Consider the following 19,303-nt stretch of genomic DNA (forward strand, 5'->3'; position numbering starts at 1 on the left):
GCGCGCACGGTCGTCCTCGTTTGAGGCCGCCGATTCCCGTTGCCGCACCGAGGATTCCGGCAAAGCCGTCAGGGTGTTCGGAGTGCGGAAATCGCCATTCGCGGCGCGGCGGGCAGAGCTGCCCGGCAAGACGGCGCGGTCGCCGAGGACCAGCCGGCCCGATAAGCGGCTAGAATCCGGGTCCGGATCCGCAGCTGCGGAGTTCACGGCAAAAAGGGGACGCGGATGCGCAAGACTCTGCTCGCACTGATGACAGCCGCTCTCCTGGCTGTAGTCGTAACACCCGCCGAAGCGGCTGTCGGCGTCGAGGTCGGCGGTGCTGTCGCCAAGCCCGGGGATCTCAGCACGGCACAGTTGGACGGCGCGCGGCTCGATCAGGTCGTGAACGACGCGTCGCCGGTGTTGCCGCCCGGGAAGCACACCATCCTGCGGGTGACAGTCCGGGTCACCGGCGCGGCACATCGGACAGTGACGTTCGCGCTTGCCGAACTGGACCCCTCGTTCGGCAATCATCCGGCGGTGTTCCGCGACGGACGACGCGGAGTCGACCTGACCGTGCCGGGCGATCGCGACGGATCACGGACGGTTCGCGACGTCCGCGCGGTCTCCGTCGCGGTTTCCGCCGCGCGACCGGCCGCACAGCCGGTCCAGGTCACCACGCACGGCCGATCAGTGACGTTGCCGCCCGCGTTGCTGGCGAAACTGCCGCGGCGAACGGTGACCGCGCGATTCGCCTCCGACGCCGGAACGCAGACGCATCAGGAATCCGGACCGCCCCTCGCGCTCGTGCTCGCGCTGGCCGGAGTGCTGCCGAAACCGGACACCTCGGTGGTCGCGGTGGGGGCGGACGGCTACGGCGCGGCGGTGACGCTCGCCGAAGCGTGGACGGGCGGGCGGCCCCTGCTGCTGTCCGTCATGGAGGATGGCAAGCCCCTCGCGGAGCCGCGGCTGGTGCCGCTGGGCGACGTGAAGGGCGGACGATACGTCTCCGGAGTCACCGCGCTGGCGGTCGGCTGACCGGGAAATCAAATGTGGTGCACGGATTCCACGGTGTACAGGTGCGGGTCGCACTCGGCCAGGGCCAGGGCGGCGGACATGTGCTCGCGGCATTCCGGGTCGGCCGTCATGGCGTGGAAAGCGTCGGCGCTCGCCCACTGGGAGTAGTTCACCACGCGCGTGCCGTCGGTGCTCGCATGGATGTTCGCGGACACATAGCCCGCCTGGTGGCTCATGGCTTCCTCGGTGGCCGTGGTCAGGACTTTGATCAGGGCCTGCTGTTTCTCCGGGGCGACGGTGAAGACGTTCACCAGGGTGACTACGTCGGCGTCGGTGCTGATGGTCGTCATGGCTTCTCCTCGGGAATGCTCGTGACCGGCAACCGCCATTATGTGTAAGGTTCCTGTCATGGGTCAAGAGACCACGCGACGGCCGGGGCATCTCGTGAAACGGGTACAGCAGGCGTTCCGGCAGGCCTCCGACGAGCTCTTGCGGCCGATCGGGCTGTCGATGGCGCAGTACGCGGTGCTGGCGGCACTGGCGGAGAACCCGGGGGCGTCCTCGGCCGAGCTGGCGCGGCGTTGTTTCGTGACGCGGCAGTCGTTGCGGGACGTCCTGACCGGACTGAAGACGGCCGGGTTGGTCGCGGTTGCCGAGGAAGCGTCGGCCGGGCGGGCGCGGCCGGTGCGGCTCACGACGTCCGGCGAGGCCCGGCTGAAGGAGGCGCATCGGGTGGTCGACGAGGTCGAGGAGCGGATGCTCGCCGGGATGCCGGAGGACGAGCGGCACCGGCTGGCCGAGCTGCTGAGCATCTGCTCGGACAACCTCACGGACCGATGAGTTTTCGGCACCCTGCCGGTCTGCCTCGTATCGGAGCACACGAGGAGGATCCATGGGCAAGGTGCTGTGGCACGTCGCGATGTCGCTGGACGGGTTCGTCGCCGCGGACGGGCATGCGATGGATTGGATGTCGGGCGCGCGCGTCACGCCGGGGGCGCACGAGGAATCCATCGCGCGGGTCGGGGCGATTCTGGGTGGACGGCGCGGCTTTGACGCGCTAGCCGCCCGGGTGCCCGGGGAGGTCGCCAAGCAGCCGTACGGCGGAGCGTGGAGCGGGCCGGTTTTCGTGCTCACGCATCATCCGGAGGACGCCCCGGCCGAGGACGGGGTCACTGTTCTCGACTGCGACGTCCGGGAAGCGGTCGAGATCGGGCTCGCGGCGGCGAGGGGGAAAGATCTTGAGCTGCACAGCCAGGATATCGCGCGGCAATGCGTTGAGCTGGGGATTGTCGAGGAGTTCCGGGTGCATCTCCTGCCGGTGATGCTGGGGTCCGGGGTGCGGCTGTTCGACAATCCGGGCGGGAAACCGGTTCGGTGGGATCGAGTGCACGACGGGGATCCCGCGCTCGCGGCCGACCTGCGGTATCGGCTCGCCGCGGGACACTGAATCCCGGTCAGCGGGACGGATCGGCATCCTAATGGCGTATGGCCACCACGGGATTATTGGTCTATACCATTTGGACAGGGGTTTACCGCCCCTCGGTCCTCACCGTGGAGGTTCCACCTATGCGTCTCCCCTCCCCCCGGAAACTGGCGGCCGCGCTCGGCGGGTTGCTGGCCGTAGCCGGACTCGCGGTCCCGCAGAGCACCGCGGCTGCGGCGAGCGACTCGTCGATCGCGCTCGCGCCCTATGTGGACATGGGCGCGTGGCCGTCGCCTGTGCTGTCTTCGATGGCCGAGCAGAGCGGCATCAAGAGTTTCACCCTCGGCTTCGTCACCGGAGCCGCCTGCAAGGCCAGCTGGTTCGCCGCCTACGACCCTCGCCAGGGATGGCAGTCCGACGAAATCGCGAAGCTCCGCGCGGCCGGCGGGGACGTCAAGGTCTCCTTCGGCGGCGCGTCCGGCGTCGAACTCGCGCAGGCGTGCGGCGACGTCACTTCGCTGGTCGGCGAGTACGAAGCGGTGATCAAAGCCTACGACCTCAAGTACATCGACGTCGACATCGAGGGTGCGGCGGTCGCCGACCCCGGTTCGATCAAACTGCGTTCGCAGGCACTGAAAAAGGTGCAGGACGACAATCCCGGGCTCAAGATTTCCCTGACACTGCCGGTGCTTCCGACCGGGCTCACCTCGGACGGGCTGAACGTCGTGACCTCGGCCCGGGACGCGGGCGTCAATCTCGACCTGGTGAACGTCATGGCGATGGACTACTACCAGGGTCCCGGCGACCAAGGGGCCAAGGCGATCCAGGCGGCGCGATCCACACAGGCGCAACTGAAATCGGCGCTCGGGCTGTCCGATGCCGACGCTTGGCAGAAGGTGGGCCTCACGCCGATGCTGGGCGCCAACGATTCGCAGAACGAGATCTTCTACCAGAAGGACGCCAGCGCGGTCGTGAGCTTCGCGCAGAGTGTCCACATGGGAATGCTGTCGTTCTGGGAACTCGGCCGGGACGCGAACGCGTGCAGCGGCCCGCTGTACCGGTGCACGAACATTTCCCAGCAGCCGTACGAATTCTCGAAGATCTTCGCCGGGTATTCCGGCTGACGATGCCGAGCAGCCCGGGCCCGGCGCGGGACCCGGGCTGACTCCGGCACGAGATCAGGGCAGGTAGTACATCGGGTTCGGCAGCTTCACCGGGTGGTCCGCGTAGCCGCCTTCGAGGTCGCTGAACTGGTCGCCGACGTTGAGCACGATGTGCGCGCCGGTCGACTGGATGTGCGCTCGGGTGCCCGACTTGTACTGCACGGTGTCGCAGTTCAGCCCGCACGGCAGATAGTCCGGCGGGGTGGTCTTCGGCTTGAAGTACGCGCCGGCCGGCGTCGGGTAGCCCTCGTTGGCGAGGTTCTTGAGCGACTGCGGGCCCTGCTGGTCGTTGCGGCCGGTCAGGAAGTAGACCCGCACGCCGCGGTCGGCGGCCCACTTCGTCAGCTCCAGCACCGGCTTGTTGGCCTCGAAAGTACCGTCGTCGATGGCTTTCTGCTGCTTCACCGGGTCGAAGCCGAAGTCGTTGTCGGCCTCCCAGCCGTAGGTGACCTCGGACGTGTCGTCCACGTCGAGCACGATCGCCGGGTTCTTCACCTTCCCCAGCTTCTGCTGCAGGTACCGCTTCGCGTCGGCGACCACGCGCTTCGTGTCGGTGACGAACCGGCTGGTCTCGGAGTAGTGGTGCTTGCCGGACGCGTCGAGCCAGTCGCCGTAGTACGCCTTGACGTCGTTCTTCACCTGGCCGATGTTGGCCGGTTCGCGGCCGTGCGCCGCGGTGACGGCGTCCGACCCGGCGAGCGCGGTCGCGCCGCCTGCGACGGTGGCGCCGACGGCCGCGGCGGCGGCCAATTTGACGAGAGCGGGAAAACGAGACACAGCGACCCTCCAGTGATGATTCGTCAACCCGCAGAACTTACGCCGCGTTCCCCGGCTTGAAAACCCTCCGTTGGGATGCGTTCGGCCCGGCATACGAACGCCACCGGCGACCGGCCGATCCGGGTCAGCACCACAGTGGACTCTTCGCGACCGCGCGGTTTCAGCTTGCGACGCAGGGCGTCCGGATCCACATCGAGACCGCGGACCAGGATTTCCAGCCGTCCGACGTCGAGCTTCTTCAACGCCTGCCCGAGCGTCTTTTCGCGGTACGGCAATTGCTCCAGCACCCGGAAGGCGCGCACGCCGGGTGGCGGCGTGTCGCCGGTGAGGTAGGCGATGCGTTCGTCCAGCTGCCACAAGCCGTGCCGCGCCGCGTAATGACGCACGAGTCCGGCCCGCACGACCGCGCCGTCCGGGTCGATGAGCCACTCCCCCGCCGCCCGCACGGGAATGTCGTCCGGTTCCGCGTCGGTGAGAGTCCACTGTGCACCGTCCGAACGCAGCACTGTCGCTCGGCGGGCGACACCGGACGAGAGCCCTCGCCACAGGCAGGCTTCGCGGACTTGGCCGTCGAGCGACACGAGTTCCACCTCGTCCGCCCACGCTGCGATGGAGAAATCCATGCCGGGCGCGCATTTCACCGACAGGACCCGGCCGGGACAGGCGGCCACGAGCTCGTCGAGCGGCGGCAGGAAGTCAGCCGGACGCCACACCCGGCGGCCAGCGGAGTCGCGGCGAGCCGGATCGGCGACCACGGCGGTGTCACGGGAAACCGGGCGCAAGGCGTCGGCCCGCGCGACGAGCGGCGAGACTCCGGCGACGGAAGCGTTGTGCTGAGCCATTTCCAGTCGCACCGGGTCCACATCGGACCCGATTGCCACCGAAGCGACCTGAGACAGTTCAACCAGGTCCGCGCCTACCGAGCACGTAACGTCATGCACGGCGAGGCCCGCCAGCCGCGAAGCCCGATGCCGGGCCACTGGCGTAGCGCTCGCCTGCTGCAAGGCGTCGCCAGTGAAAAGCCATTCTTCGGAAGAAGCCAGTTTCAGCACCGATTTACGCCGCAACGCAACGGTTTCCAGCACCGGGGAAGCGTGCTCCCCGGCGAGACGACGAGCCGTCGTGACGTCCGCGATCCGCGAGCCGTCCAATGTGGAGCACTCGGCGAGCGCCGCCCGTCCCGCGGCGGAACGCAGGAAGGCGACGTCGTCGAGCGTGAAACTGTAGGGCAATTCAGGACGGCCGCTTGGTCCCGGTGATCATCACGTTGTAGAACAGCTCGCGCGGCAGCACCTTCGACAGCAGCTTCTTGTCCAAAGCGGACAGTCGCAGCCACAGGTGGTAGGCGAACAGCCGCCAACGCACGGTGAGCTTCTCCTGCGGCACCGCGGCCTCGAAGGTGCGGATCGGCCAGCCGGCCAGCGCCGCCGAGAACTCCTCGGTGACCGCGCGGACGTCCTGCGCGCCGGCGCCGCGCGCCATCGTTTCCAGCTCCGACGGGTCGAAGGTGTGGATGTCGACCACCGCCTCCAGCGCCGCCGCGCGCGAGGATTCGTCCAATTCCGACTGCGGACGCCGCCAGCCGCTCAGCGCGGGCAGCTTGGTGATGTTCGTGGTGAGGTACCAGGTGAACTGGCCGAGCCGGCGCGCGTAGCGGTCGCCGATTTTCGTCGGCTCGCCGGCGAACACGAACCGCCCGCCCGGCTTGAGCACGCGCAGCACCTCGCCGAACGCCTGGCGCACGTCCGGGATGTGGTGCAGCACCGCGTGCCCGACCACGAGGTCGAACGTGTTGTCGTCGTACGGGATCCGCTCCGCGTCGGCGACCCGGCCGTCGACGTCCAGACCGAGGCCTTCGGCGTTGCGCAGCGCGACCTGCACCATGCCCGGCGACAGGTCGGTGACCGAACCCTTCTTCGCGACGCCGCCCTGCATCAGGTTCAGCAGGAAGAACCCGGTGCCGCTGCCCAGTTCCATCGCGTGCTGGTACGGCTGGCCGTCGTCGCCCGCCACCGCGTTGAACACGTCAGTGGCGTAGGAGATGCAGCGCTCGTCGTAGGAAATGGACCACTTCTCGTCGTACGTCCCGGCTTCCCAGTCGTGGTAGAGGACGTTCGCGAGCTTCGGGTCGGCGTAGGCCGCCTTGACCTCGTCTTCGGTGGCGTGCGGGTTCGGCGCCGGGTCGGACACGGCAGTCACTTCCCCTCGAAACTGGCTTTGCCGGGGCCGTTGTCGATGAACGACTGCATGCCGTTGCGCTGGTCCTCGGTCGCCCACAGCGCGGTGAACAGCTGCGTTTCGATCTTCAGGCCGGTGGCCAGGTCGACGTCGAGGCCGGAGTCGATGGCGGCCTTGGCCGCGCGCAGCGCCACCGCCGGGCCGTTCGCGAACTGCGAGGCCCACTTGCGCGCCGCCGCGTACACGTCGTCCGGGGCCACGACCTCGTCGACGATGCCCAGCTTGAGCGCCTCCTCGGCCTTCACGAACCGGCCGGTGAAGATCAGGTCCTTGGCCTTGCTCGGGCCGATCAGCCGGGTCAGCCGCTGCGTGCCGCCCGCGCCGGGGATGATGCCGAGCTGGATCTCCGGCTGGCCGACCTTGACGTTGTCGCCGGCGATCCGCCAGTCCGCGGTCAGCGCCAGTTCGAGGCCGCCGCCGAGGGCGTAGCCGGTGATCGCGCAGACGACCGGCTTCGGGATGTTCGCGACCCGGGCGAGCGACGCGGTCAGCTCGGCGCCGAACTTCGCGATCTCCGGGTAGGTGCGGGAGGCCATCTCCTTGATGTCCGCACCGCCGGCGAAGGTCTTCTCGCCGCCGTAGAGGATCACCGCGCGCACGTCGTCGCGGTCGGACGCCTCGCGCGCGGCCTCGGCGAGCTCGGCCTGCACCTGGTTGTTCAGCGCGTTGACCGGCGGCCGGTCCAGCCGGATCGTGCCGACCCCGCCCTCGACCTCCAGGGTTACGAACTCTCCCACGGGATTCCTCCTCGTTGACGATCTGACAGCAGGCTACCGGCCGGTAAGGACAACTTACCGGCGGCGGGCGAAGAACCGCTCGCCCGAACGCTGCAGCACCAGGTCCTGGTCGAACGTCTTGGACAGGTTCTCGCTGGTGATCACCTCGTCCACCAGCCCGGACACCACCGCGCGGCCCTCCCGCAGCAGCAGCGCGTGGGTGAACCCGGGCGGGATCTCCTCGACGTGGTGGGTGACCAGCACCATCGCCGGCGCGTCCGGGTCCATCGCGAGCACCGACAGCCGGGCCACGAGGTCCTCGCGGCCGCCGAGGTCGAGACCGGCGGCGGGCTCGTCGAGCAGCAGCAGCTCCGGGTCGGTCATCAGCGAGCGGGCGATCAGCACGCGCTTGCGCTCGCCCTCGCTCAGCGTGCCGAACGTGCGCTCGGCCAGGTGCGCGATGCCGAGCGTGCCGAGCAGTTCGGTCGCCCGGTCGAGGTCCATCCGGTCGTACTGCTCGCGCCAGCGGCCCATCACCGCGTACCCGGCGCTGACCACCACGTCGCCGACGAGCTCGTCGCCGGGCACGCGCTGGGCGATCGCGGCGGAGGTGAACCCGATGCGCGGGCGCAGGTCGAAGATGTTCACCTTGCCGATGCGGTCGCCGAGCAGGTCGACGGTGCCGGAGGTGGGGTGCAGTTCGGCGGCGGCCAGGCGCAGCAGGGTGGTCTTGCCCGCGCCGTTCGGGCCGAGCACCACCCATCGCTCGTCCAGCTCGACCGCCCAGTCGAGGGCCGCGAGGAGGTCGTTTCCGGTACGGCGGACGCCGACACCGGACATCCGCACGACGAGATCGTCAGGATCGCTGGGCAGGATCGGCTCGCTCACGAGCCCATTGTGGCGGTCGCCCGGGCGCGGGCGCGCACCCGCCCGGGGCTAACGGCGCGCCGGGTGTCCAGCCGCTGGGACGAGCGGCCGTGAGCGCGGCGCTGTGGCAGCATCCCCGGCATGTTCAGGTCCGCGCGCCCCGTGTTGTGGCGCCGTCGCGCGATCGACCTGCTCCTAGTCGCTTCCAGCGGATGTAGCCGGGCGCGGCACGCACGCTGATCCTTCGTCGGCGTGCCGCGCTGCCTCGCGTCCCGGCACCGACTCATTCCAGGAGCACTCGCGTTGACCACGTCCATCGTCCGTCCGGAAGTCGAAATCCACCCCCAGCTGACCGATCCGCTGCTGCCCGAACTGCTGCACCCGTCGCGGCTGCTGTGGACGCCGCGCGAGCTGGCCGACCTGACCCGCACAGTCACCACCGAACTGACCACCAGCCTGCGCGAGGTCCTGCGCTTCGACGAGGACCAGCGCTGGTGGGCGCGCCTCGCGCTGACCGACGGCGTCGAACTGTGGCTGCTGTCGTGGCTGCCCGGCCAGCACACGAAACCGCACGACCACGGCGGCGCGTCGGGCTCGTTCACCGTGCTGCAAGGCGAACTCGGCGAGGAGTACCGCTATCCCGGCGGCCCGGTGCGCCGCCGCACGCACGCCGCCGGGCAGGGCATCGGCTTCGGCGCCGGGCGCGCGCATCNCGCATCAGGTGCTCGGCGTCGGCAGCGAACCGGCGGCCAGCGTGCACGCCTACTCGCCGCCGCTGGTGCCGACGCGCGAGTACACGAGCCTTGCCGACGTGCCTAACGAGATCCCGCCGCTTCCTGCCATTGTGCGGTCATGACCGCACTTGACGGTTTTCTCGCCGACGCCCGGTCCACCTTGGACCGGGCGAACCCGGCGCGCGCCGCCGGCTTGCAGGCCGAGGGCGCGCTGATCGTCGACATCCGGCCGTACGCCAACCGGCTCGCCGAAGGCGAGATTCCCGGGTCGGTGGTGGTCGAGCGGATCCATCTGGAGTGGCGGCTGGCCCCGGAAAGCGAGTGGCGGCTGCCGGGGGTTACGGCGGAGACGGTCGCGGTGGTGGTGTGCAACGAGGGGTACGCCTCCAGCCTGGCGGCGGCGGATCTGCAGCGGCTGGGGCTGGTCNGTCAAGGCGACAGATCTCGCGGGCGGGTTCCGGGCTTGGGCGGCGGCTGGGCTGCCGGTGCGCGAAGGCGGGTCGCCCGCGGTCCCATGAGTGCCTCCATGCCTCGTTGGGTGCATCTGAGGCACCCAACGAGGCATTGTCAGCAGCTGTGGTGTGCGGCTTCGCAACGGCGATGCGCAGAACCGGCGGGCCGCGCCCGGCCGGGGGGGACAACCTCACTCTGCCGTTGGGGTGCTCAGGCGAGCACGACTCGGGCCAGCTCCGCCGGGCTGGCCAGCAGCGGGTGTTTCGGCAGCACCCGCACCGTGTAGCCGACCGAACCCGCTCGCGGGAGGCGCAGGGTCGCGGCGAACGCGCCGATTCCGTCCGGCGGCATCGGGACCTGCACCGCGTCCGCGAGTTCGTCCCCGTCGCCGACCTGGCCCACCACGGCTTGGATGTCCACTTCGGACGGTTCGAGTCCGGCCAGGTCGATCCGGGCGCGGATGGTGACCTCGGTGCCCACCACGAGGCGTTCGGTGTGGTCGTACTGGAGTTCGGCGTCGAAGATCCGCACGCGCGGCCACGCGACGTCCAGTTTGGTCCGGTAGTCGGCCAGCGAAAGCGCGCCCTGGTGGCCGTTGCCGGTGGCGGCGGCGACCATCCTCGACGCGGGCAGGTAGCCGGAATCCACGTACTCGCGGACCATTCGCGACGCCTGCACGCGCGGGCCCAGCGTTTCGAGCGTGTGCCAGACCATCGCGAGCCAGCCGGTCGGCACTCCGTCCTCGCCGGTGTCGTAGTAGAGCGGCGCGATCTGCTGGCCGAGCAGGTCATACAGTGCCGCGGCTTCGAGGTCGTCGCGGCGGAGCGGGTCGGTGACGCCGTCCGCGGTGGGGATGGCCCAGCCGTTGGAGCCGTCGTAGCACTCGTCCCACCAGCCGTCCTTGATGGACAGGTTCAGGCCGCCGTTGAGCGCCGACTTCATGCCCGACGTGCCGCACGCCTCCAGCGTCCGCACGGGGTTGTTCAGCCACACGTCGCAGCCGCGGTAGAGGTAGCGGGCCATCGACATGTCGTAGTCCGGCAGGAACACGATGCGGTGGCGCACCTCGGGATCGTCGACGAACCGCACGATCTGCTGGATCAGCTGCTTGCCGTTCTCGTCGGCGGGATGCGATTTGCCGCCGATCACGATCTGGATCGGCCGCTTCTCGTCCAGCAGCAGCGCGCGCAGCCGGTCCGGGTCGCGCAGCATCAGCGTGAGCCGCTTGTACGTCGGCACGCGGCGGGCGAAGCCGACGGTCAGCACGTCCGGGTCGAAAACGCGGTCGGTCCAGCCCAGTTCCAGCGCTGACGCGCCGCGCTGCATCCACGCCGTCCGCACCCGCCGCCGGACCTCGCCGACCAGCTTCTCCCGCAGTTCCCGGCGCAGTTCCCACAGCTGCTGGTCGCTGACGCCGTCGCGCAGCGAACTGTCCGGCGTGCGGCCTTCGTGGCCGAACTCCTCGTGGTTGCCGCCGAGCAGCGCGCTCAGCTCGCGCGCCACCCAGGTCGGCCCGTGCACGCCGTTGGTGATGGACGCGATCGGCACCTCGGCGTCGTCGAAACCGGGCCACAGGCGGGAAAACATCCGGCGCGTGACGCGGCCGTGCAGCTCGGAGACGCCGTTTGCACGTTGTGCCAGACGCAGTCCCATGTGCGCCATGTTGAACAAGCCGGGGTTGTCCTCCGCGCCGAGTTGCAGCACGCGGCGGACATCGACGTCCGGGACGAGCCTGCCGTCGGAGAAATAGCGCTGCACGAGATCGACCGGGAAACGGTCGATGCCCGCGCTGACCGGCGTGTGCGTGGTGAACACGGTGCCGGCGCGGACCGCGGGTAATGCCTCGTCGAAGGCGAGGCCGTCGGACTGGATGATCTCGCGGGCGCGCTCCAGCCCGAGGAATCCGGCGTGGCCCTCGTTGGTGTGGAACACCTTCGGCTGCGGATGCCCGGTCAGCTCGCAGAACTTCCGCACCGCGCGGAATCCGCCGATGCCGGCCAGGATCTCCTGCCGGATGCGGTGGTCGGCGTCGCCGCCGTACAGCCGGTCGGTGACCGAGCGGAGGTCCTCGTCGTTGGCCTCGATGTCGGTGTCGAGCAGCAGCAGCGGGATCCGGCCGACGCGCGCCCGCCACATCTGCGCGCGCAGGTCGCGCCCGCCGGGCATGGCGACCTCGACCAGCACCGGGCGGCCGCCCTCGGTGACCAGCTCCAGCGGGAAGGCGTTCGGGTCGATCACCGGGTAGTGCTCGACCTGCCAGCCGTCCAGCGACAGGCCCTGGCGGAAGTAGCCGGACCGGTACAGCAGGCCGACGCCGACCATCGGGACGCCGAGGTCCGAGGCCGCCTTCAGGTGGTCGCCGGCGAGCACGCCGAGGCCGCCGGAGTAGTTGGGCAGCGCCTCGGTGACCCCGAATTCCATCGAGAAGTACGCGACCGCTCGCGGCAGGCCGTCGTCGGTGCGCCGCTGGTACCAGCGCGGTTCGGTCAGGTAGCGCTCCAGCCCGGCCGCCGCCTCGCGGGTGCGGCTCAGGAAGTCCTCGTCCTTCGCCAGTTCCTCGAGCCGCTCCGGCGGCAGCGCGGTGAGCATGCGCAGCGGGTCGCGGATCTTGTTGAACAGTTCGGCGTCCATCGAGGCGAACAGGTCGCGCGTCGGCGGATGCCAGGTCCAGCGAAGGTTGGTCGCGAGCGCCCCGAGCCCGGCGAGCGGCTCGGGCAGGCTGGCGCGGACGGTGAACCGGCGGACTGCACGCATGGTCAGCGACGATATCCGGCCCGCTTCGCGCGCGCTCGCACCCCGCTTCGGGGATTGTCCGCGCGTTCCGCCATCCGGGTCAGTAATGTCCGGGTTCGTTGTCGGACGCGGATGGGGAACGAGGGAACATGAGCCGAGGGGGACGCCGGTACGCGCTGGTCGCGCTGGTCGCGGCGACCGTGCTGGGGACAGCCGGGTGCGGGGACAAGGCTCCTCCGGCGACGCCGGGCGCCGGGAACGTCGCCGGGCTGCCGGTCACGCACTTCGAGAGCGGGCTGCGGTCCGGCGCGCCGCGGCCGGACTTGCGGGTGCGCAACGCCAGCGGCGGCGAGGACGACCAGCTCGCCACCGCCGCGATCGCGGACGTGCAGGCGTACTGGACCGAGGCGCTGCCCGCGGAGTTCGGCGGCAAGCGGTTCGAGCCGGTCAAATCGCTGCTGTCGTACGACTCGAAGCGCGACACCGAGGACACCGCGTGCGGCAGCGTCAAGCAGCTGGTGAACGCGTTCTACTGCGCGGGTGACGATTCGGTGGCGTGGGACCGCGGCGTGCTGCTGCCGATGCTGCGCAAGCGGTTCGGGCCGATGTCGGTGGTGACCGTGCTGGCGCACGAGTTCGGCCACGCGATCCAGTACCGGCTCGGGGCCGCGGCGGGGATTTCGAAGTCGACGCCGACCGTGGTGAAGGAGCAGCAGGCGGACTGTTTCGCCGGCGGGTACTTCCGGTGGGTCGCCGAGGACAAGAGCAAGTTCTACCGGGTGTCGACCGCGGAGGGGCTGGACCAGATCCTGGCCGCGATGTTCTTCATCCGCGACCAAGCCGGGACCAGCGCGACAGACCGGCAGGCGCACGGCACGGCGTTCGACCGGACGTATGCGTTCCAGGCCGGGTTCGAGAAGGGGCCGAAGGAATGCGCGGGGATGAACGCGCAGAACGTGCAGAAGCGGTTGACTGAGCGGCCGTTCGACCGCGACGACAAGGGCAAGGGCGACGCCCGGTTCGACGAGCAGCGGGTGGCGGATCTGAAGGCCAGCCTCGACGAGGCGTTCAAGGGGGCTGGGGTGCAGGGGCCGCAGTTCCGGGCCGGGGCGGGCAGCTGTCCCGGCGGGCCCAGCACCCCGCCCGCGTCTTATTGCCCGAACGACAACACGGTGACTTTCGATCAGCGGGCGCTGGAGAAGCTGGCCGAGCCGGTGGACCAGGAAGCCGAGATGGCTGGCCGGGCCGGGGGCGGGCTGGGCGACTTCGCCGCTTTCGCCGAGCTGGCGTCGCGGTATGCGGTGGGGGTTCAGAAGGGCGTGGGGGCGTCGATCGACACGCCCAACGCCGGGTTGCGGACGGCTTGCCTCGTGGGGGCTTGGGCGGCGTTCTCGAACAACCCGGCCGGGAAGGTGAAGCTGCGGCTGTCGTCCGGGGACCTGGACGAGGCGATCGCGGATCTGCTCCGGCCGGACGGGCTGGTGTCGGCGAACGTGAACGGGGAGCGGCCGGACAGCGGGTTCGACCGGGTCGAGGCGCTGCGCCGCGGCTACCTCGAAGGGTCGTCTTCCTGCTCGAAGCTGTACGCCTGAGCCAGACAGCGAAAAGGGCCGCACCGGAACTGTCCGGTGCGGCCCTTCTTGTCAGCTCAGAACAGCGCGCTCGCCAGGTCGCGGCGGGCCTTCGCGACGCGCTCGTCCGCGGGGTCGAAGAGTTCGAACAGCGCGACCAGGTGTTCGCGGACGCGGTTGCGGTCGTCCCCGGCGGTGCGGCGGACGACGTCGACCAGGCGGCGGAACGCGCCTTCCACGTCCTGGTCCGCGATGTCCAGGTCGGCGGCCGCGAGCTGGGCGCCGATGTCCTTCGGGTCGGCTTCGGCCTTCTCGCGGGCGCTCGGGTCGGCGGCTTCGGCGCGAGCGGTGAACTTGACCTGGGCCAGCGCGTTCTTCGCCAGTTCGTTGGCCGGTTCGGCGTCCAGGATGCGCTCGTACGCGGCCTGCGCGGCGGCGTAGTCGCCCTGCTCGAAGGCTTCCTCGGCCTCGGTGAAGCGCGGGTCTTCCGGTTCTTCGACCGGGCCGCGGGCTTCTTCGGCCGCGCGGATGCCGGGCAGGCGGTCGCGCAGGGCGTCGAGCAGCGAGCCCAGCCACTTGCGGATCTCCGGCTCCGGCAGCGCGCCGGAGAAGGCGTCCACGGGCTGGCCGCCCGCGATCGCGACCACGGTCGGGACCGATTGCGCGCCGAACGCCTGCGCGATGCGCGGGTTCGCCTCCACGTCGACCTTCGCGAGCACCCAGGCGCCGCCGCTCTCGCCCGCCAGCCGCTCCAGCACCTCGGTCAGCTGCTGGCACTGTTCGGAGAACCCGGCCCACAGGTCGACGACCACGAGCTGGTTGAGGGAGAGTTCGACGACGGACTGGAAGGTCGCCTCGGTGACCTCGAGCACCGTGTCCGACGGAGGGGCGGACGCGCCGCCCGGCTGTCCTGCCCCCGAAGGCGGCTGGTTCCGGGACGCCTCCGCCCTGGCTTTGAGCGCGGACAGGTCGACCGCGCCGGACAACGCGGCGGACATGGCCGCTGAGTTCGCTGCAGATCCGCGTGGGTGTGTCACGCCCTCCATCCTGGCACGCCTCGCCACGACAGTTCAGCGGCAGCCCCGAGGTTCGCTTTTGGCATGAGCACTTCACTGAGGCATGCTCTGCGCGAGGACAACGAGGAGGCCGCAGGATGCTCAGCCGGCGCAACGTCACGGTGGCCGTCGCCGTCGTGGTCGCGGTGGCGTGGATCGCCAGCATCACGGTGACCGTCGCGCACCAGGACCCGCCCGGCGCGGCGTCCCCGCCGGAGCTGCGCACGGAGCTGAGCGCCGCGCTGAGCGGGCGGGACGCGGACGCGCTCGCCGGGCTCTTCGACGTCCCCGGCTCCGGCGGCGACGACCTCGCCAAGGACTACGTCAGCGTCCTCAAGGACGGCAACGCACGCGACATCTCCGTGCAGCTCGCGCCGGACGAGCATGCTCCCACCACCGCCATCGTGCACGGGAAAACCGGGGCAGGCGAGCAGTTCAGCTACCGGCTCGCGGTGACCAGCGCCAAGGGACGCTGGACCGTCGCGTTCACGCCGCCGATTCCGTAGCTCAGTCCTCGCGCAGGTGCGCTTCCACGCGCTCGACCTTGGCGGTGAGCTGGCCGGTGTCGTAGCCGGGGCGGAGGTCGGCCTTCAGCACCAGCCCGACGCGCGCCGAGCCCTCGCCCGCGGCCTCCACCGCCTTCTTCACCACGGCCATGACTTCGTCCCACTCGCCCTCGATCTCGGTGAACATCGAGCTGGTCGAGTTCGGCAGCCCCGATTCGCGCACCACCTTCACCGCGCGCGAGACGGCCTCGCTCACTCCGCCGTCCGGTTCCCCCGCCGAGGGGCTCACGCTGAACGCGACGATCATGCCGGCTTCCTTTCCCTGTTCTCGCAGGGCGACCCCCACGACCGGGGTACCCGCTGGTAGCTTCGGTTGCCATGAACCGTCCGCTGCCGTTCGATCCGATCGCCCGTGCCGCGCAGCTGTGGGAAGACCGGATCGGCCCGGCCGGAACCATGGCCGCGGTCACCGGTGTGATGCGGGTGCAGCAGATCATCCAGTCCGCGGTCGACGGCGCTCTCAAGCCGCACGGCCTCACCTTCGCCCGCTACGAGGCGCTAGTGCTGCTCACCTTCTCCCGCAACGCGCGGCTGCCGATGCGGGTGATGGGCGAACGGCTGCAGCTGCATCCCACCAGCGTCACCAACATAGTGGACCGGCTTGAGCGCGACGGGCTCGTGAAGCGCGTGCCGCACCCCACCGACCGGCGCACCACGCTCGTCGAGATCACCGAGGAGGGCCGCGCGCTGCGGGAAACCGCCACCGCCGCGGTCACCGGCATCGATTTCGGGCTCACCGGGCTCACCGGGCGGCAGGTGGAGCAGCTGACCGAACTGCTCACCAAGGTCCGCAAGTCCGCGGGCGATTTCACCTCGTAACGCACTCGCGCCTCGTGAGTGGCAATCCCGGTTCTCACCGGGACCAGCACTCACGAGGCGCGAGGGATAACGGAAGGTCAGGCGCTGACCGGCTCCGCGGCGCGCACGAACAGGCCGACGCCGCCGTGGGTCAGCCGCTGCGGGCCGTCGAGCTTGCCGTTGCGCAGGGCCCACTTCTCGAACAGCCAGGTGAACAGCGGCGGAATGCTCGCGAGCAGCGCCAGCACCAGGGTCTTGCCCCGCCAGCCCAGCGGCTTCGCCACGGACAGGGAGACGATCACGTACAGGGCGAAGACGACGCCGTGCACCATGCCGAGGACGGGCACGCCGCCCTCGTTAGACGCGTCGACGACGTACTTGAGAAACATCCCGATCAGCAAGCCGAGCCAGGACAGGGCCTCGGCGACTGCGGCCACGCGGAACACGAGAGCGGCCTTGCTGGACACGACATCCTCCTGTGCGTCACCCGGTGCGTGCTGACTGCACACACAAAAAACTCGTCCGACGCGACTGTCCAAGGCGGACGGAAACCGCCTGGCGTCAACAGCACTGTCGAACGGGTATGAGACCAGTGTGAGGCGTGACCGGCCTCACCGGAACACCGGGGCCCGTGACTCTGGTCACGAGCGATCGCGGCAAAGGTCTGCACCAATTTCGGGCAGGGGCGGAAAACGGGCGGGAAATGCCCGGTTAACGGGGAAGACCGCCTCCCGATCCCAGGATCCGGGAGGCGGTCTTCACCGACTGTCCTACAGCGATCACTAACCGGCACAAGGAGAAGGCGGTGCGGAGGAGCGTGACGTTCCCCACGTGGCCTTCGGCGCGTCGGCCGTCAGGGTGAAGTCCAGAGTGGACCCGCGGCGCAGTTGTTCGAGGCTGACGAACGTTTTGTCCGACGCCGTGCCGTTGACGCGCAGCCCGGAGACGTACTGCAATTGCGCCCCGTTCGCGCCGCGCGCGTTGATGGTGAAGTCGCGGCCGTTGGACAGGTGCAGCACGGACTTGGCGAACCGCGGTGCGTTCAGCACGAAGTTGCCGGTGCCCGGGACGGCCGGGTAGAGGCCGAGCGCGCTGAAGACGTACCAGGCGGACATCGTGCCGAGGTCGTCGTTGCCGGTGACGCCGTTGGGGGCGTTCGTGAACAGCGTGTGCGCGGCCCGCACCACCGCGGAGGTCTTCCACGGCTGTCCGGTGAGCGTGTACATCCACGGCGAGTGCAGATCGGGCTCGTTGTTGGGGTTGTAGCGGAACTGCTTGTAATAGTCGTACGGGCCGACGACCCACTCCTCGTGCGCGGTCTTCGCCGGGTCCTTCACGAGGTCGTCGTAGGCGAAGAAGTCGTCGAGCCGTTTGCCCGCGTTGGCCGCGCCGCCCATCTTCGCGACCAGGCCGGGCACGTCCTGCTGCACCAGCCACTGGTACTGCCACGCCGTGCCCTCGTGGAAGCCGTCCTGGCCTTGCGGGCTGTACGGGCCGTCGGCTGGGGTGTACCAGCTGCCGCCGGTGACCTTCGGACGGAAGTAGCCGGTGAAGCCGCGGTCGGTCACGGACGGATCCCACAGCGTCGAGTACGTCCGGCCCTTGGCAGCCAGTTGCTTCGCGTCTTGCTTGCGGCCGAGCGCGGAGGCCATCACCGAGAGGGAGCAGTCGGCGAGGGCGTATTCGAGGGTCGCGGACGCGCCGTGTGCCGGGTCGGTGTCCTGGCCCTTCTTCGGGAAGTCCGGGTCGTACTGGACGAATCCGCCGGCCTGGTAGCTCGCGTTGCCGGAGCGGCCTTGGAACGGCGACGACGCGGGCGGGATCTCGCGGGAGTTCTGCAACAGCGCTTGGTAGGCGTGCATTTCGTCGCCGCTCAGCGCGCCGAACCGCCACAGGTCGACCAGGAACGGCGTGACCGGATCGCCCGTCATGGTGTTCGTTTCCTGGCTCGCGTACGCCCAGCGCGGGAGCCAGCCACCTTGGTCGTGGATGGCGAGGAGGCTCTTCGCGATGTCCCTTGCCCGGTCCGGTTTCAGCAGGGCCAGCAGCTGGTTCTGCGAGCGGTAGGTGTCCCAGAGGGAGAAGAAGTCGTAGTACGTCCAGCCGATCGCGCGGTGGATCTTCTTGTCGAAACCGTAGTACCGGCCGTCGGCGTCGTTCGCGGTCAGTGGTTGCAGGAAGGCGTGGTAGAGCGAGGTGTAGAAGACCGTCCGGTCGTCCGGGTTGCCGCCCGTGATGTCCACACTGGACAGTTCGCGTCGCCAGGCGCGCTGCACGTCGTTCTTCACGGCCTCGAACGGGCGGACGCGCGAGGCGGCGAGGTTCGTGTCCGCGCCGCGAGCGTCCACTTGGGAAATCGACGTGGTGGCTGTGACTTGGCCGCCCTTCGGGAAGGTCAGCCACGCGCCGCGCAGGCCCGCACCGCCTTGTGTCGAGCGGCTTCCGGGTGTGCCGCCGTCCGGCGACCAGGTGCCGTAGGAGGAGAACGGCTGGTCGAATTTCGTGGTGAAGTAAGTGGTGTAGGGCTTGCCGCCGCAGAAGGCCTGCGATTCGACAGTACCCGCGATGGTGTGGTCGTCGACGATCCGGACGCTGCTGCCGCTGACCGGTTCCTTCGCGTTGGCTTGTCCGACGTTCACGAAAACGTTCGCCGGACCGGATTTGCCGAAGGAATACCGTTCAACGCCGCTGCGGGTGCTGGCCGTCGTTTCGACGTCGATGCCGCCGTAGCCAGTGAGATGCACCTTGTAGTAGCCGGGTTTGCCGACCTCGCCTTCGTGCGTGTACGGCGCGGCGTACTTGGCTTGGTCGAAGGTCGCTGGTTTGCTGGTGTCGAACGCCGCGCCCGGGCCGATGTCGCCGGTGGTGGGCAACATGGACACCAGGCCGCCCTGTTCCCAGCAGCCCGCGCCGGACAGGAAGAAATGGCCGAAGCCGCGGATCGCGGTGTCGGTGTAGAGATATCCGGCGTAATGCGTGGTGATCGGGCTGGATTGCACCATGCCGAACGGCGCGGACGCTCCCGGGAAGGTGTTGCCCTCGTCCTGCGTGCCGATGAACGTGTTCACCGCGTCCAGCGGATCGGCCGGTCGCGCTTGTGCCGCGACGGGCGTGAGCGCCGCCGCGGTGACAGCGAGCGCCATCGCACCCGCCAAAACCCTGCTCCTCATGGAACTCCTCTGGGAAAAGTCCGTGAGGGGAACCCTGAGGGAA

The 19,303-nt window shown here is 69.6% G+C and carries 18 protein-coding genes and 2 pseudogenes; 9 read left to right on the forward strand and 11 right to left on the reverse strand.

The genetic code is table 11. The features are described 5' to 3' along the window. Positions 1-225 precede the first annotated feature (225 nt). A complete protein-coding gene (locus tag A4R44_RS21175; protein ID WP_067583352.1) occupies positions 226-1,017 on the forward strand; it encodes a hypothetical protein in 792 nt (263 codons plus the stop codon). Positions 1,018-1,025: 8 nt separating this feature from the next. On the opposite strand, the gene A4R44_RS21180 is transcribed toward A4R44_RS21175, so the two are convergent. Beyond that, positions 1,026-1,346 (reverse strand): antibiotic biosynthesis monooxygenase, encoded by a 321-nt coding sequence (locus A4R44_RS21180; RefSeq protein WP_067583353.1) that lies wholly within the window; start codon positions 1,344-1,346, stop codon positions 1,026-1,028. Between the two features lie 58 nt (positions 1,347-1,404). Here A4R44_RS21180 and A4R44_RS21185 point away from each other — a divergent pair, with 58 nt between their 5' ends. The 3 genes from A4R44_RS21185 to A4R44_RS21195 all read left to right on the forward strand — a co-directional run bounded on the left by A4R44_RS21185 (position 1,405) and on the right by A4R44_RS21195 (position 3,543). After that, a complete protein-coding gene (locus tag A4R44_RS21185) occupies positions 1,405-1,836 on the forward strand; it encodes a MarR family winged helix-turn-helix transcriptional regulator (protein ID WP_067583355.1) in 432 nt (143 codons plus the stop codon). A 52-nt stretch (positions 1,837-1,888) separates the two neighbouring features. After that, on the forward strand, positions 1,889-2,443 hold the full coding sequence (locus A4R44_RS21190; RefSeq protein WP_067583359.1) for a dihydrofolate reductase family protein: 555 nt from the start codon (positions 1,889-1,891) through the stop codon (positions 2,441-2,443). Between the two features lie 119 nt (positions 2,444-2,562). After that, complete coding sequence (locus A4R44_RS21195; protein ID WP_067583361.1) at positions 2,563-3,543, forward strand: chitinase; 981 nt, start codon at positions 2,563-2,565, stop codon at positions 3,541-3,543. A gap of 54 nt (positions 3,544-3,597) precedes the next feature. Here the strand turns inward: A4R44_RS21195 and A4R44_RS21200 are convergent, their stop codons facing one another. Genes A4R44_RS21200 through A4R44_RS21220 form a run of 5 tightly spaced genes read right to left on the reverse strand, consistent with a single transcriptional unit; the run spans position 3,598 to position 8,201 of the window. Further along, positions 3,598-4,359 (reverse strand): HAD family acid phosphatase, encoded by a 762-nt coding sequence (locus A4R44_RS21200; protein ID WP_067583367.1) that lies wholly within the window; start codon positions 4,357-4,359, stop codon positions 3,598-3,600. 23 nt (positions 4,360-4,382) lie between these two features. Beyond that, positions 4,383-5,591, reverse strand: coding sequence for an SAM-dependent methyltransferase (locus tag A4R44_RS21205; RefSeq protein WP_067583369.1), 1,209 nt, complete (start codon positions 5,589-5,591; stop codon positions 4,383-4,385). Between the two features lies 1 nt (position 5,592). Next, the gene (locus tag A4R44_RS21210) at positions 5,593-6,558 is read right to left on the reverse strand and encodes a class I SAM-dependent methyltransferase (protein ID WP_067583371.1); all 966 of its coding nucleotides are present in this window, start codon (positions 6,556-6,558) and stop codon (positions 5,593-5,595) included. Continuing rightward, the gene (locus A4R44_RS21215; protein ID WP_067583373.1) at positions 6,555-7,334 is read right to left on the reverse strand and encodes an enoyl-CoA hydratase/isomerase family protein; all 780 of its coding nucleotides are present in this window, start codon (positions 7,332-7,334) and stop codon (positions 6,555-6,557) included. The genes A4R44_RS21210 and A4R44_RS21215 overlap by 4 nt, the downstream gene beginning before the upstream one ends. A 54-nt stretch (positions 7,335-7,388) precedes the next feature. Next, entirely contained in the window at positions 7,389-8,201 is an 813-nt protein-coding gene (locus A4R44_RS21220; protein ID WP_067583375.1) for an ABC transporter ATP-binding protein, read from the reverse strand. Positions 8,202-8,483: 282 nt separating this feature from the next. Between A4R44_RS21220 and A4R44_RS21225 the strand changes: the two are divergent. Next, positions 8,484-9,036: pseudogene (locus A4R44_RS21225) on the forward strand (cysteine dioxygenase family protein). Next, a pseudogene (locus A4R44_RS45970) lies at positions 9,033-9,432 on the forward strand (rhodanese-like domain-containing protein). The pseudogenes A4R44_RS21225 and A4R44_RS45970 overlap by 4 nt, the downstream one beginning before the upstream one ends. A gap of 145 nt (positions 9,433-9,577) precedes the next feature. Here A4R44_RS45970 and glgP read toward each other — a convergent pair. Continuing rightward, positions 9,578-12,121 carry an alpha-glucan family phosphorylase gene (glgP, locus tag A4R44_RS21235; RefSeq protein WP_067583383.1) on the reverse strand — a complete coding sequence of 848 codons (2,544 nt, stop codon included), beginning with the start codon at positions 12,119-12,121 and terminating at the stop codon, positions 9,578-9,580. Between the two features lie 128 nt (positions 12,122-12,249). Here glgP and A4R44_RS21240 point away from each other — a divergent pair, with 128 nt between their 5' ends. Further along, entirely contained in the window at positions 12,250-13,692 is a 1,443-nt protein-coding gene (locus A4R44_RS21240; RefSeq protein WP_067583385.1) for a neutral zinc metallopeptidase, read from the forward strand. Between the two features lie 56 nt (positions 13,693-13,748). Here the strand turns inward: A4R44_RS21240 and A4R44_RS21245 are convergent, their stop codons facing one another. Further along, complete coding sequence (locus A4R44_RS21245; RefSeq protein WP_198545383.1) at positions 13,749-14,669, reverse strand: tetratricopeptide repeat protein; 921 nt, start codon at positions 14,667-14,669, stop codon at positions 13,749-13,751. A gap of 155 nt (positions 14,670-14,824) precedes the next feature. On the opposite strand from A4R44_RS21245, the gene A4R44_RS21250 reads away from it, so the two are divergent. Next, positions 14,825-15,232, forward strand: coding sequence for a hypothetical protein (locus A4R44_RS21250; RefSeq protein ID WP_067583389.1), 408 nt, complete (start codon positions 14,825-14,827; stop codon positions 15,230-15,232). A gap of 1 nt (position 15,233) precedes the next feature. Here the strand turns inward: A4R44_RS21250 and A4R44_RS21255 are convergent, their stop codons facing one another. Then, positions 15,234-15,539, reverse strand: coding sequence for a thiamine-binding protein (locus A4R44_RS21255; protein WP_067583392.1), 306 nt, complete (start codon positions 15,537-15,539; stop codon positions 15,234-15,236). A 71-nt stretch (positions 15,540-15,610) separates the two neighbouring features. Here A4R44_RS21255 and A4R44_RS21260 point away from each other — a divergent pair, with 71 nt between their 5' ends. After that, positions 15,611-16,111, forward strand: coding sequence for a MarR family winged helix-turn-helix transcriptional regulator (locus A4R44_RS21260; RefSeq protein WP_067583395.1), 501 nt, complete (start codon positions 15,611-15,613; stop codon positions 16,109-16,111). 77 nt (positions 16,112-16,188) lie between these two features. Here the strand turns inward: A4R44_RS21260 and A4R44_RS21265 are convergent, their stop codons facing one another. Continuing rightward, a complete protein-coding gene (locus A4R44_RS21265; RefSeq protein WP_067583398.1) occupies positions 16,189-16,557 on the reverse strand; it encodes a DUF3817 domain-containing protein in 369 nt (122 codons plus the stop codon). Between the two features lie 315 nt (positions 16,558-16,872). Further along, positions 16,873-19,260, reverse strand: a complete 2,388-nt coding sequence (locus tag A4R44_RS21270; RefSeq protein WP_067583401.1) for a GH92 family glycosyl hydrolase — start codon at positions 19,258-19,260, stop codon at positions 16,873-16,875. Positions 19,261-19,303 lie beyond the last annotated feature (43 nt).

The organism is Amycolatopsis sp. M39 (genome assembly GCF_001651785.1).
GTDB classification, from domain to species: domain Bacteria; phylum Actinomycetota; class Actinomycetes; order Mycobacteriales; family Pseudonocardiaceae; genus Amycolatopsis; species Amycolatopsis rubida.

Coding starts and splice junctions, on each gene's coding strand:
- A4R44_RS21175 (WP_067583352.1), top strand. CDS start 226: ATGCGCAAGACTCTGCTCGCACTGATGACAGCCGCTCTCCTGGCTGTA.
- A4R44_RS21180 (WP_067583353.1), bottom strand. CDS start 1,346: ATGACGACCATCAGCACCGACGCCGACGTAGTCACCCTGGTGAACGTC.
- A4R44_RS21185 (WP_067583355.1), top strand. CDS start 1,405: ATGGGTCAAGAGACCACGCGACGGCCGGGGCATCTCGTGAAACGGGTA.
- A4R44_RS21190 (WP_067583359.1), top strand. CDS start 1,889: ATGGGCAAGGTGCTGTGGCACGTCGCGATGTCGCTGGACGGGTTCGTC.
- A4R44_RS21195 (WP_067583361.1), top strand. CDS start 2,563: ATGCGTCTCCCCTCCCCCCGGAAACTGGCGGCCGCGCTCGGCGGGTTG.
- glgP (WP_067583383.1), bottom strand. CDS start 12,121: ATGCGTGCAGTCCGCCGGTTCACCGTCCGCGCCAGCCTGCCCGAGCCG.
- A4R44_RS21240 (WP_067583385.1), top strand. CDS start 12,250: ATGAGCCGAGGGGGACGCCGGTACGCGCTGGTCGCGCTGGTCGCGGCG.
- A4R44_RS21245 (WP_198545383.1), bottom strand. CDS start 14,669: ATGTCCGCCGCGTTGTCCGGCGCGGTCGACCTGTCCGCGCTCAAAGCC.
- A4R44_RS21250 (WP_067583389.1), top strand. CDS start 14,825: ATGCTCAGCCGGCGCAACGTCACGGTGGCCGTCGCCGTCGTGGTCGCG.
- A4R44_RS21255 (WP_067583392.1), bottom strand. CDS start 15,539: ATGATCGTCGCGTTCAGCGTGAGCCCCTCGGCGGGGGAACCGGACGGC.
- A4R44_RS21260 (WP_067583395.1), top strand. CDS start 15,611: ATGAACCGTCCGCTGCCGTTCGATCCGATCGCCCGTGCCGCGCAGCTG.
- A4R44_RS21270 (WP_067583401.1), bottom strand. CDS start 19,260: ATGAGGAGCAGGGTTTTGGCGGGTGCGATGGCGCTCGCTGTCACCGCG.